We start from the raw sequence: 12,285 nt of genomic DNA on the forward strand, positions 1-12,285 counted from the left end.
GCTCGCCGACCACGATGCTCGGGTACATCGCCGCACAGACCGAGCGGATCATCCTCTCGACCTCCACGACGCTGATCACCACGAACGACCCGGTAAAGATCGCCGAGGACTTCGCCATGCTCCAGCACCTGGCCGACGGCCGGGTCGACCTGATCCTGGGCCGCGGCAACACCGCGCCGGTCTACCCCTGGTTCGGCAAGAACCAGCAGGACAGCGTCGAGCTGACCATCGAGAACTACAACCTGCTGCGCCAGCTGTGGGACAACGACGTCGTGAACTGGGACGGCAAGTTCCGCACCCCGCTGCGCAACTTCACCTCGACACCCCGCCCGCTCGACGGCGTCGCCCCCTTCGTCTGGCACGGCTCGATCCGCACCCCGGAGGTCGCCGAGATCGCCGCCTACTTCGGCGACGGGTTCTTCGCGAACAACATCTTCTGGCCCAAGGAGCACTACCAGCAGCTCATCAGCCTGTACCGGGAGCGCTACGCCCACTACGGCCACGGAACGCCGGAGCAGGCGATCGTGGGCCTCGGTGGCCAGTTCTTCATCCGCCGCAACTCGCAGGACGCCGTGAGGGAGTTCAGGCCGTACTTCGACAACGCCCCGGTCTACGGCCACGGCCCGTCCCTCGAGCAGTTCACCTCACAGACTCCGCTGACGGTCGGCAGCCCGCAGGAACTGATCGAGAAGACCCTGACCTTCCGGGAGTTCTTCGGCGACTACCAGCGCCAGCTGTTCCTGGTCGACCACGCGGGCCTGCCGCTGAAGACCGTCCTTGAGCAGCTGGACCTGCTGGGCTCCGAGGTCCTGCCGACGCTGCGCGCCGAGTTCGCCAAGCGCACCCCGGCCACGGTTCCGGCCCCTCCGACCTTCGAGAACCGGCGCGCCGCGGGGGCAACCTCACCGGCGGTGTCCCGTGGGTGAGGGCCCGGAACTCCCTCCCGTGCGCCTCACGGCCGAGGCGTGGGAGTCGCTGTTCCGCGCCCAGGTCGCGGTGATGAAGGTGCTGAGGCAGGACGAGGCCTTCAAACAGCTCGGCATCCGCGACTACGACGTGCTCTTCAACCTGAGCAGGTGCGCCACCGGGTGGGCACGGCTGAACGAGCTGAACGCGAACCTGCTGATCAGCCAGCCGAGCCTGAGCCGGATGGTGGAGCGGCTCGAGGCCAAGGGGCTGATCCAGCGCCGGCCGGCCAAGAACGATCAGCGCGGCGTGGAGCTCTCCCTGACCGAGGAGGGCCGGGCGCTCCAGAAGCGCATCGGCACCTCGCACGTGCGGGTGATCCAGGAGACCCTGGGGCCGATCCTGAGCGTCGAGGAACTTGAACAGCTCCGCACGCTCACCACCAAGATCAGTGCCGGGGTGGAGCGCCACTCCTGACCCGGGGCCGGCCGCCGGCACCTATGCTGGGGGCACGGCACTGACCATCCGAGGTCAGCCGTACCTGCGAAGGCGGCCCCATGCACAGCTTCACCCCCGACGACGTCCCAGACCTCACCGGCCGCCGCGCCATCGTCACCGGGGCCAACAGCGGCATCGGCCTCCGGGTCGCCGTCGCCCTGGCCCGGAAGGGCGCCCACGTGGTGCTCGGCTGCCGGGATGCGGGACGGGGGGCGGAAGCCGAGCAGCACGTCCGCTCCCGCAGCGGCAGTTCGGCGGTGGAGCTGCGCCTGCTCGATCTGGCCAGCCTCGCCTCCATCCGGCAGTTCGCCGCGGGCTGGGAGCACCCACTGGACCTGCTGATTAATAACGCCGGGGTCATGGCGCCGCCGCGCAGGGTGCTCACCGAGGACGGCTTCGAGTCGCAGTTCGGAATTAACCACCTCGGCCACTTCGCCCTGACCGGGCTCCTCCTCGGGCAACTCCGGGCAGCCGGCGATTCCCGCGTCGTAACCGTCTCGAGCCTCGCCCACAAACGCGGGCGCCTGAACTTCGCGGACCTCCAGTCCGCCCGGACATACCGTCCCTGGGCCGCCTACGGCCAGAGCAAGGCAGCCAACCTCTACTTCACCGTCGAACTCGACCGGCGCGCACGCGCGGCCGGGTGGCCGCTCACGGCGGCGGCCGCGCACCCGGGCCTCGCCCGCACCAATCTGGTGCGGAACCGCCAGGCCGGACCGATGCTCGACCTGCTCGGCGGCTTCCTCGGTGTGCTGAGCCAGTCCGATGAGGCCGGGGCGCTGCCGGTGCTCTACGCGGCCACCGCCCCCGACGTTGAGGGCGGGGACTACTACGGGCCGGACGGCCCCGGAGAGACCCGCGGAAACGTACGCCTCGTGGCACCCTCCCCGCGCGTCCTCGACCCCGAAGCCGCCGCGCGGCTCTGGGAGCGCAGTGTCGAACTCACCGGCGTCGACTACCGGGCACTGGAGCCGCACGCCTGACACCCGGGCTCCAGTCGGTCCGCTTCAGCCCGGAGATTGACAGCTGACTGACAGCCGGTGGGCAGCTGCAGGAAAGCCGTGGCGCATCAGGCTCTGCCCCGCACCGGCCGGACTGCAGCGACCTAGAGCCGTGCGGCGTGCGGGGCTCGCACCCGGGCGACTGCCTCGACCACCGCGGCGGCCGCCGCCTCCAGGTCCGCCGCCGTCGTTTCCCGGATCCAGGACAGCCGCAGCGCCGTGGTGGCGGTGTCGGCGTCGAGGCCCAGGGCGAGCAGGACGGCGGAGGGCTCGTCCGACCCTGCGGCACAGGCGGAGCCGGACGACGCCACCACGCCGAGGCGCTCCAGTTCAAGCAGGACCGATTCGCCGCTCAGGCCGGGAAAGCAGAAGGAAGCGAGGTTCGGCAGCCTCCGCTCCGGATGCCCGGTCAGGACGGCGCCCGGCACCCCGGCTCGAACCTGGGCGGTGAGCCGGTCCCGCAGCGCGGTGGAGGACTCCGCGGCAGCGGCCCAGCCCCGTCGGGCTGCCGTCAGCGCCGTCGCAGCGCCGATGGCGCCGGCCACGTTTTCGGTGCCCGAGCGGCGCCCCCGCTCCTGGCCGCCGCCGTGGATCAGCGGTTCCACCGGGACCCTGCGCCGGAGGTAGAGCACCCCGGAGCCCTTCGGCGCCCCGAGCTTGTGTCCCGAGATGCTCAGCGCGTCGATGCCCAGCGCCTGGACGTCGAGGGGAAGCCACGCCGCGGCCTGGACGGCGTCGGTGTGGAAATACACCCCGCGGCTCCGGCAGATCCCGGCGAGTCGGGCAATGTCCTGCACGGTGCCGACCTCGTTGTTGGCATACATCACGCTGCACAGCGTCGTCTCCGAGGTCAGCGCCGCCTCAAGCTCCTCCGGGTCGGCCAGCCCGGCACCGTCCACGGGCAGGACAGTGATCCGGAAGCCGTGGAACCGCTCGAGGTAGGACAGCGGCTCGCGGACCGCGGCGTGCTCGAGCGCGCTCGTGACGATGTGCCGTCCCCGCGGCGCCGCGAGGGCTATCCCCTTCAGCGCGAGGTTGTTGGCCTCGGTGCCGCCCGAGGTGAAGACCACCTCCGCCGGACGGCAGTTCAGTTCCGCTGCGACGGCCTCCCGCGCGGAATCGAGGGCCGCCGCGGCGGCCTCACCGACCGCGTGGTGGCTTGAGGGATTGCCGAACCCGCCCGTCAGCACCGGCCACATCGCCTCGAGCACCTCCCGCCGCACCGGCGTCGTAGCGGCAGCGTCGAGGTAGATCATGACCGCAGCTCCGCCGGGAGCCGCCCACCAGCCTCCGCCCCCGCACCGCCGGAACCGGCGTAGCCGGGGGCCGCGGGCCGGAAATCGAGGCCTAGGTCGAGGCTGCGGACGCTGTGGGTCAGTGCCCCCGAGGAAATCAGGTCGACGCCGGTCGCGGCGATGGCGGCGACGGTTTCCAGCGTGACGTTGCCACTGGCCTCGACGAGCGCGCGGCCCCCGATCCGGCGGACCCCCTCGGCGAGCTCGGCCAGGGAGAAGTTGTCGAGCATGATCGTGTCGACCCCCGCGGCGAGCACCGGATCGATCTGGTCGAGCCGGTCGACCTCGACTTCGAAATGCACGGTGTGCGGCAGCCGCGCCCTTGCCTCCGCGAGGGCTGCGGTGAGCGCCTCCGGGCCGTCCGCGGACAGCAGGGCCAGGTGGTTGTCCTTCACCAGCACGGCATCCGAGAGGCTGAACCGGTGGTTGAACCCGCCACCGCAGCGCACCGCGTACTTCTCCAGCGCCCTGAGGCCCGGGGTGGTCTTGCGGGTGTCGACGATGCGTGCGCCGGTTCCGCGGACCGCCTCGACATACCGGGCGGTGAGGGTGGCGATGCCGCTGAGCCGCTGGGCCAGGTTGAGCGCGGTGCGCTCGGCGGCGAGGATCCCCGCGGCGGGACCGGAAAGGGTTGCGAGCACGGCACCCGGGGCGAAGGCATCACCGTCGCTCAGCCGCAGCTCCACGGTGATGCGCGGGTCGGTCAGGCGCATTGCCGACTCGATGACGTGCGCCCCGCAGAAGACTCCGGCCTCCCGGGCCGTGACGGAGCCGGTGGCCAGGACCGACGGCGCGATGAGGCCCTGGCAGGTGATGTCGCCCCAGGGCGAGTCCTCGGCGAGCGCGGCAGCGATCACCGCATCGAAGACCGGGGCGGGCGGGACGGAGGCTGCTGCCGGTGGGGTCATTGTCGGAATCCTTCCTCGGTTATGGAAGCGCGGACGTACGCCGCGCTCCCGGGAACTGACTGCGGATCGGCCAGCGGGAAATCCGACCGGTGATGGGCACCCCGGCTTTCCCGGCGGGCCGCGGCGGCATGCACTAGCAGCCGCGCGCACAGAAGGAGGTTGGCGGTTTCGAGTTCCTCCACGGTGCTGCCGGCGGGCGCATACGCGGCCAGCTGCTTGGCGGCCAGTTCGAGCCCGGCCGCGTCCCGGACGACCCCGGCCTGCCGCGTCATCAGGCGCTGCAGCTGCCCCCGGTCGAAGGGTTCGCCGGCGTCCGGGGAGTTCAGGGCAAGCGGGTCTGCCGGGAACACCGGCCACGGGGCCTCCGGCGCGGCCAGGGCTTCGGCCGTCCGCCCGGCGAAGACGAGTCCCTCGAGGAGGGAGTTCGAGGCGAGCCGGTTGGCGCCGTGCACGCCGGTGCAGGCGGCCTCCCCCACCGCGTACAGGCCGGGGAGTGAGGTCCGGCCCGAGGTGTCGGTGCGGATCCCGCCCATCCAATAGTGTGCGGCCGGCACCACCGGGATTGGTTCGCGCGCCCAGTTGAAGCCGTGGCGCGCCGTCAGGGAGGTCAGTGAGGGGAACCGGCGGGCGAGGAACGGGCCGCCCAGGGCGGTCGCGTCGAGGTACACACAGCTTTCACCCCGCGCGGCGAGGTGCTGCGCGATGCTGCGGGAGACGACGTCGCGCGGTGCCAGTTCACCGTCCGGGTGGTAGGCGGAGAGGAAGCGGGTTCCGGAGGCGTCGCGGAGGACCGCACCTTCACCCCGCACCGCCTCGGAGATGAGCGGGCTGCCGGGAGCATCGAGCGCGGTGGGGTGGAACTGGAAGAACTCCGCGTCGGCCACCACCGCCCCGGCCCGCCAGGCCAGGGCCACGCCGTCGCCGGTGGCCACCGCCGGGTTGGTGGTGTGCTCAAAGAGCCTGCCCGCCCCGCCGGTGGCGAGCACGACGGCGTCGGCCGCGATCTCCCGTGCAGCGGGCTCCCCGGCGGTGGCGGGGCCCGCAGCGCGGAGGCACACGCCCGAGACGCGGGGCTCCCCGGGTGCGCCCGCACGCAGCAGGGCTGTGACGACGGTGGATTCAAGGATCCGCACGGAGGGGTCGGCGCGCACCGCGCGGATCAGGGCGCCGGCCAGCGCACGGCCGGTCGCGTCGCCACCGGCGTGGAGGATCCGGGCCGCGCTGTGGGCGGCCTCCCGGCCGCTGGCGGGCGCACCGCCGGCGCTGTCGAAGCGGAACCCGAGGGACTCAAGCCAGCCCACCTGATCCTGTGCCCCGCCGCACAGCAGCCCGACCGCGTCCGGGGCGGCGAGGCCCGCGCCGGCGGCCAGGGTGTCGGCCACGTGGGCGGCCACGCTGTCCGGAGCGCCTCCCCGGGGACCGGTCCCGGACGGCTCCTGTCCGGGGGCACCGGACAGCACCGCGGCCATGCCGCCCTGGGCATACCAGGTGTTGCTCTCCTCGAGGGCGGCCTTCGTGATCAGGGTCAGCTGCGCGCCCGGCAGGGAACGGCGGATCCGGAGCACCGTTGCCAGCCCTGCCACCCCGCCGCCCACGATGACCACCCGGCGCGGGGCGCCCGGGTGGTTGGCCGGGGCCGGGGTCATGGCCGGACCGCGAGCATGCGCTGCAGGGCGGTCCCGGCAGGGCCTGCGGTAGCAGCCGGGACGGTGATCCGATTGCGCACCTCGTCCTCGAGCAGGCCCTCGAGCACCCAGGCGAGGTACCCGGGGTGGATCCGGTACATCGTGGAGCACGGGCAGATGACGGGATCAAGGCAGAAGATCGTGTGTTCGGGGTGTTCGGCGGCCAGGCGGTTCACGAGGTTGACTTCGGTGCCGACGGCGAAGGTGGTGCCAGGCGCACCGGCGGCGATCGCCTTGCGGATGTAGTCGGTGGACCCGGCCTCGTCGGCGGCGTCAACGACGGGCATGGGGCACTCGGGGTGGACGATCACGCGCACGCCCGGGTGTTCCGCCCGGGCCTTCTCGATCTGGGCGACAGTGAACCGCTTGTGGACGGAGCAGAACCCGTTCCACAGGATGACGCGGGAGTCGAGCAGCTCCTGCTCCGCGAGGCCGCCGAGGTCCTTGCGCGGGTTCCACAGCGGCATCCGCTCCAGCGGGACGCCCATCGCCTTGGCGGTGTTCCGGCCCAGGTGCTGGTCGGGGAAGAAGAGCACCCGCTGCGCCCGCTCGAAGGCCCACTCGAGCACCGCGGCGGCATTGGAGGAGGTGCAGACAATCCCGCCGTTCTCCCCGCAGAACCCCTTGAGCGCAGCCGAGGAGTTCATATAGGTGACCGGGAGCACCGGGACCCTGCCCTCGGCGTCGGGTTCGGTGCCGTACACCTCGGCGAGCTGCTCCCAGCAGTCGGTCACCGAGTCGATGTCGGCCATGTCCGCCATGGAGCAGCCGGCGGCGAGGTTGGGCAGGATCACCGCCTGGTCCGGCCGGGAGAGCAGGTCGGCGGTCTCGGCCATAAAGTGCACGCCGCAGAAGACGATCGCCTCCGCCTCGCTGCGCTGGGTAGCCGCGCGGGCGAGCTGGAAGCTGTCCCCGACGAAGTCGGCGTGGCGGATGACCTCGTCGCGCTGGTAGAAGTGCCCGAGGATGACCACCCGGTTGCCCAGGGCCTGCCGCGCCGCGGTGATGCGCCGGTCCAGTTCGTCGTCACCGGCCCTTCGGTATTCCTCGGGCAGTTCGCCCTGGCGGGGGGTCGCGGCGGGCGCGGAGTCGGCCATCGAGGCGCCCGGCCCGTAGGTGGGCACGGGGCTGTCGAAGGCCCACGGGCCCTCGGCGAGCGCTGGCGAACAGGTGCTGCCGCCGGCCGGTGCGGCCTCGGCCTGGGCCCGGGTGATGAGCTGGACCGCGGTGTTGACAGAGGTCATGAGGTTCTCCTGGGGAAGCCGGGATCGGGTGAGGCGGCGCCGGTGTAGCGGTAGAGGCGGGGCGGGCGGTGCCTGCCGCCCTGCTGGAAGGTGTCCGTCGGAACGATGTCGGGGGTGGCCCGGAGGTGGCGGCGGAAGTTGGCCGGGTCGAGCTCCCGGCCCAGGACCGCCTCGTAGACCCCGCGCACCTGGGCGAGGGTGAAGGACTCGCCCAGGAAGGAGAAGGCGATCGGCCCGTATTCCATCTTGTTGCGCAGCCGCCAGAGGGCGTATTCCACGATGGTGTTGTGGTCGAAGGCAAGGTCCGGCAGGGCGTCGGCGGGGAACCACTTCACGTTCTCCGATTCCCGCGCCAGGAACGCCTCCCCCGGCTGCACGAGGGCCCAGTAGACGATGGAGACCAGCCGCTGGGTGGCGGCACGGTCGAGCCCGCCGAAGGCGTACAGCTGTTCGAGGTACCGGGGGGCGAGGCCCGTGGTTTCGTTCAGGTTCCGCGCCGCGGCGTCCTGTAGGGACTCCCGGCCGGACAGCGGCCCCCCGGGCAGCGCCCACTTGCCCAGGTGCGGCTCGCGGATCCGCCGCACCAGGGGCATCCAGAGCGCCTGCCGGCCCCCGTCGGAGCGGAGGGCGAAGATCACCGTGGAGATCGCCAGTGCCGGGGGGAGCTGATTGCGTTCGGTCACGTTCGCCGAGCCGAAGTCCATGCCTGCACCGCCTTCGAGGTTCAGTCCGCCGCGGCAGCCCGGGTTAAAGTCACTATGACTATAACAGGTTCCCGGCTCCTGCGGCAGGGCCCCCGGAGGCCGCGGCCCGCATCAGCGGCAGGGTCCGCGCCTCGAAGTGGGTATTGAGCACGATGACGCTCGAGGAACGGATGACGGTCCGGGTGGCGATGATTGCGTCGATCACGCGCTGCAGATCGGCGTTGGAGCGGGCAGTGACCCGTGCCAGCAGGTCGCTCTCCCCCGACACGGTGTGCAGTTCCTGGATCTCGGGGATGTCCGCGAGCGCCTCGGCCACCGCGTCGTGGCCCGAATCCTGGTGGATGATCAGCGAGCAGAAGGCCGTCACGCCGTACCCCATGGAGCCGGGGTCGATGCGCGGGCCCCAGCCGTTGATCACTCCGCTGCGCTGCATCCGCTCAAGCCGCGCCGACACCGTGGCCCGCGCGACCCCCAGGACGCGCGATGCCTCGAGCACCGAGATCCGGGGGTTGTCGGCGAACAGGTCGGCGATGCGCACGTCGAGCCGGTCGATCTCCATCGGTTGCCTTCCTCCCGGACACACCGTGCCCTGCCGCGGCGCCGACCGGGCTGATTGGGGCCGGACGCCTGTTTGTACAGACGATAACGGCAGATTGGAGCAATCTGTACAGTCGGTTACGCACAGGAGGCGTTCACTGCGGCAAACTGCGGAGGGGGAACGCGGCAGATTGCGCAGAACCTCCGGGTGCGGATACCGTCGCCCAAGACCCCCTACGCAAGGACGCACCATGGAATCTCCGACACCTGCGGACCCGAGCGAGCTCGAGGAGCTCTACCGGCTCCTCGCCGCCGTCCGGCAGCTCGATACCGCCGCAGTCCGCTGGCAGCGCCAGGGCATCATCCCCGGCTACGCCCCCCTGCTCGGGCAGGAGGCAGCCCAGGTGGGCAGCGGCTACGCCGTCGATCCCACGCGGGACTTTCTCTTCCCGACCTACCGCGAACTCGGCGTTGCGCGCGCCGTGGGCGTGGACATGGTCGAATACATGGCCACCCACAAGGCCACCTGGCATGGCGGGCTCTACAACCCCGCCACCACCCACTTCGCCCCCATCCAGGCCGTGGTCGGCGGATCGGTGCTCCACGCCGTGGGCTGGGCGCACGGCCAGAAGCTGGCCGGGCCCGGCGAGGACGGCTACAACGTGGCCGTGAGCTACTTCGGCGACGGCGCCAGCTCCCAGGGCGACGTCCATGAGGCGATGAACTTCGCGGCCGTGATGAAGGCACCCGTCATCTTCTTCGTGCAGAACAACGGCTGGGCCATCTCCGTGCCCACCGAGCGCCAGGTGGCGGGCGGGTCCGTCGCCGCCCGGGCCGCCGGGTACGGCATGCCGTCCCTGAGCGTGGACGGCAACGACGTCACGGCGGTGCTTGAGGCCACCCGGCAGGCCCTGGCGCACTGCCGGGACGGCGGCGGCCCGATCCTCATCGAAGCCCGGACCTACCGGCTGGGCCCGCACTCGACGAGCGATGACCCAGGACGCTACCGAAGCCTGGATGAGGAGCAGGCGGCCCGCCGGTCCGATCCGCTGGCCGCCTGCGAGGCCCTGCTGCGCACGCGCTTCGGCACGCCCGACTCCTTCTTCGCCGGGGCCCTCGCCGCGGGCGAGGCCGAGGCCGAAGCGGTCCGGCAGGGCCTTGAAGGCCTCGCTCCCCGCCCGGGAAGCGAGATGTTCGACTTCGTCTTCCAGCAGCCCACCCCCGCACTGAAAGCCCAGGCCGCCGCCTGGAGGACGGAATCCGAGCATGTCTGAGACCCTGTCGAGCCCCCTGTCCCCGGCCGCCGGCGACGGGCCGGCCGCACCCGCACCGCTGACGCTCTCGATGCAGGGGGCCCTGAACCGTGCGCTCGGGGAGGTTCTTGAAGACAACCCCAAGGCCCTGATCTTCGGTGAGGACGTCGGCCGCCTGGGCGGCGTCTTCCGCATCACGGACGGGCTGCAGGCCCGCTTCGGCGCCGAGCGCGTCTTCGATACCCCGCTCGCCGAATCGGGCATCCTGGGCATGTCCGTCGGCCTGGCGATGGCGGGCTTCCACCCCATCCCCGAGGTGCAGTTCGATGGCTTCGCGTACCCGGCCGTGAACCAGATCGTCTCCCAGATCGGGCGCATGAACTACCGCAGCCGCGGCGCCCTGCCCATGCCGGTCACCCTGCGCGTGCCCAGCTTCGGCGGGATCCGCGCACCCGAGCTCCACGGTGAGAGCCTTGAGAGCCTCTTCGTGCACGTGCCGGGCCTGAAGGTCGTCTCCCCCGCGGACCCGCACCAGGCCTACCACCTGCTCCGGCTCGCCGGGTCGATGCCCGATCCGGTCATCTTCATGGAACCCAAGGCGCGCTACTGGCAGAAGGGCCCTGTCGATCCCGCCGACGCCGGCGCACTTGAGGGCGCACGGATCGCCCGGCCCGGCCGCCACCTGACCCTGATCGCCTGGGGTGCCATGGTCGCCCGCTGCCTGCAGGTCGCCGAACTCGCGGCCGAGGACGGCATCGAGGTGGAAGTGCTCGACCTCCGCTGGCTCAGCCCGATCGACGCCGACGGCCTCGCCGAATCGGTCTCCCGCACCCGGCGCGCCGTCGTCGTCCACGAGGCGCCGCGCAGCAGCGGGCTGGGGGCGGAAATCGCAGCCCTCGTCACCGAAAGGTGCTTCAATACCCTCAAGGCGCCGGTGGAACGGGTGACGGGATTCGACGTCCCCTACCCGTCGGGCGACCTTGAGGACGAATACATTCCCAACATTGACCGGATCCTGTTCGGAATCCAACGCGTATTGGAGCACCGCCGTGGCTGAACTCTCATTCCCCCTGCCGGACCTCGGTGAGGGCCTCATCGAGGCCACCATCCTCGAGTGGCTCGTCGCCGAGGGCGACCAGGTCGAACGGAACCAGCCCCTCGTCGAGGTCGAAACCACCAAGTCCGCCGTCGAACTGCCCTCCCCGCAGGCCGGTACAGTCATGAAGGTTCACGGCGAAGCCGGCTCGGTGATCGCGGTCGGCGATCCGCTGATCGTTTTCGAGGTGCCGGACGACACGGCCGGCATCGTGGGCACGGTGCCCGCCGAGAAGGCCCCGGCCCGGCGGGTACGGCTCAGCGCCGTGCTCGACGACGACTAGGCACCGGCCCGCAGCGCGGGATTTCAACGGCAGGAAAGGACAAGGCATGGGACGGCACCGCGACCACCTGGTGGAGGGATCGGATCCGCAGCTGAGCGTGGCGCTGCATCCGCCCGCCTCCGACGCCGGGCTGCGCCCGGTGCTGCTCCTTCACGGCTTCGCCTCCTCGACGAAGCTCAACTGGGTCGACACCGGCTGGATCCGCTTCCTCAACGAGGCGGGCCGGGCCGTTCTCACCGTCGACCTTCCCGGACACGGCGACAGCGCCGCACCCGAGGCGCGTGACTCCTACTCCCCCAGCCGCATCCGCGCCGACGTCCTGCAGGTCCTCCAGGACCACCACGTGGTGCCCCTGCGCGAGGGCGTGCCGGCCAGCGGCGTCGACATCATCGGGTACTCCCTCGGCTCCCGGCTGGCGTGGGAATTCGGCGCCACCCAGCCGGAACTGGTCCACCGCATGGTCCTCGGCGGCCCCGGCAGCGGTGACCCGCTTGCCGAATTCGATCTCGCCGCAGCGCAGGAGCTTTTGGCCGAAGGCACGCCGATCCAGGACCCCCGGACCGCCGAGCTGATGCGGATGGCCCGGCTCGTGCCGACCAACGACGTGTTCGCGCTGCTGACCATGGTGGAGGCGGTGAAGGACGAACCGTTCATCCCCGCCGAGGCCGTGCCCCGGATGCCGCTGCTGCTGGTGGCCGGCGAGAACGACGACCTTGCCGCGACGGCGCAGGAACTGGCGGACCTGGCCCCGAACGCCGAACTGCTGAAGCTGCCGGCCCGCACCCACGCCAACGCGGTGACCTCGCGCGCCTTCAAGTCCGCCGCCGTAGCCTTCCTGGCCGCCTGAGCCCGCCCCCGTGCAGCGCGGCGCCCGC

At 71.5% G+C, this 12,285-nt stretch carries 13 protein-coding genes; 7 read left to right on the plus strand and 6 right to left on the minus strand.

Annotation, left to right across the window (positions count from 1 at the left end; all coding sequences use genetic code 11):
• The 3 genes from QZX79_RS06420 to QZX79_RS06430 form a co-directional block, all read left to right on the plus strand.
• Positions 1-926: CE1758 family FMN-dependent luciferase-like monooxygenase (locus QZX79_RS06420; protein WP_294566251.1), on the plus strand; the 926-nt coding region annotated here is incomplete at its 5' end.
• Positions 919-1,383 carry a MarR family winged helix-turn-helix transcriptional regulator gene (locus QZX79_RS06425; protein ID WP_294566253.1) on the plus strand — a complete coding sequence of 155 codons (465 nt, stop codon included), beginning with the start codon at positions 919-921 and terminating at the stop codon, positions 1,381-1,383. The genes QZX79_RS06420 and QZX79_RS06425, both read left to right, overlap by 8 nt.
• An 80-nt stretch (positions 1,384-1,463) precedes the next feature.
• The gene (locus tag QZX79_RS06430) at positions 1,464-2,387 is read left to right on the plus strand and encodes an oxidoreductase (protein WP_294566256.1); all 924 of its coding nucleotides are present in this window, start codon (positions 1,464-1,466) and stop codon (positions 2,385-2,387) included.
• A 122-nt stretch (positions 2,388-2,509) separates the two neighbouring features.
• Here QZX79_RS06430 and QZX79_RS06435 read toward each other — a convergent pair whose 3' ends face one another.
• The 6 genes from QZX79_RS06435 to QZX79_RS06460 are packed head-to-tail and all read right to left on the minus strand — an operon-like array spanning position 2,510 to position 8,800.
• Positions 2,510-3,661, minus strand: a complete 1,152-nt coding sequence (locus QZX79_RS06435) for a cysteine desulfurase family protein (protein ID WP_294566260.1) — start codon at positions 3,659-3,661, stop codon at positions 2,510-2,512.
• The gene (gene nadC, locus QZX79_RS06440; RefSeq protein WP_294566263.1) at positions 3,658-4,608 is read right to left on the minus strand and encodes a carboxylating nicotinate-nucleotide diphosphorylase; all 951 of its coding nucleotides are present in this window, start codon (positions 4,606-4,608) and stop codon (positions 3,658-3,660) included. The genes QZX79_RS06435 and nadC overlap by 4 nt, the downstream gene beginning before the upstream one ends.
• Entirely contained in the window at positions 4,605-6,254 is a 1,650-nt protein-coding gene (gene nadB / locus QZX79_RS06445; RefSeq protein WP_294566267.1) for an L-aspartate oxidase, read from the minus strand. The genes nadC and nadB overlap by 4 nt, the downstream gene beginning before the upstream one ends.
• Positions 6,251-7,537: a quinolinate synthase NadA gene (gene nadA / locus QZX79_RS06450; RefSeq protein ID WP_294566270.1), complete on the minus strand. Its 1,287-nt coding sequence runs from the start codon at positions 7,535-7,537 to the stop codon at positions 6,251-6,253. Before nadA ends, nadB begins: the two co-directional genes overlap by 4 nt.
• Positions 7,534-8,241, minus strand: a complete 708-nt coding sequence (locus QZX79_RS06455) for an NrtR DNA-binding winged helix domain-containing protein (protein ID WP_294566273.1) — start codon at positions 8,239-8,241, stop codon at positions 7,534-7,536. The genes nadA and QZX79_RS06455 overlap by 4 nt, the downstream gene beginning before the upstream one ends.
• Before the next feature lie 58 nt (positions 8,242-8,299).
• Positions 8,300-8,800: an Lrp/AsnC family transcriptional regulator gene (locus tag QZX79_RS06460; RefSeq protein WP_294566276.1), complete on the minus strand. Its 501-nt coding sequence runs from the start codon at positions 8,798-8,800 to the stop codon at positions 8,300-8,302.
• A 229-nt stretch (positions 8,801-9,029) separates the two neighbouring features.
• Between QZX79_RS06460 and QZX79_RS06465 the strand changes: the two genes are divergently transcribed.
• The 4 genes from QZX79_RS06465 to QZX79_RS06480 all read left to right on the plus strand — a co-directional run bounded on the left by QZX79_RS06465 (position 9,030) and on the right by QZX79_RS06480 (position 12,257).
• A complete protein-coding gene (locus QZX79_RS06465; RefSeq protein WP_294566279.1) occupies positions 9,030-10,052 on the plus strand; it encodes a thiamine pyrophosphate-dependent enzyme in 1,023 nt (340 codons plus the stop codon).
• 70 nt (positions 10,053-10,122) lie between these two features.
• Positions 10,123-11,088, plus strand: coding sequence for an alpha-ketoacid dehydrogenase subunit beta (locus QZX79_RS06470; RefSeq protein ID WP_294566399.1), 966 nt, complete (start codon positions 10,123-10,125; stop codon positions 11,086-11,088).
• Positions 11,081-11,410 carry a biotin/lipoyl-containing protein gene (locus tag QZX79_RS06475; protein WP_294566282.1) on the plus strand — a complete coding sequence of 110 codons (330 nt, stop codon included), beginning with the start codon at positions 11,081-11,083 and terminating at the stop codon, positions 11,408-11,410. The genes QZX79_RS06470 and QZX79_RS06475 overlap by 8 nt, the downstream gene beginning before the upstream one ends.
• 46 nt (positions 11,411-11,456) lie before the next feature.
• Entirely contained in the window at positions 11,457-12,257 is an 801-nt protein-coding gene (locus QZX79_RS06480) for an alpha/beta fold hydrolase (RefSeq protein WP_294566285.1), read from the plus strand.
• Positions 12,258-12,285: the final 28 nt, after the last annotated feature.

Origin of the sequence: uncultured Arthrobacter sp., from assembly GCF_902805515.1 — a bacterium.
Classification (GTDB): Bacteria; Actinomycetota; Actinomycetes; order Actinomycetales; family Micrococcaceae; genus Arthrobacter_D.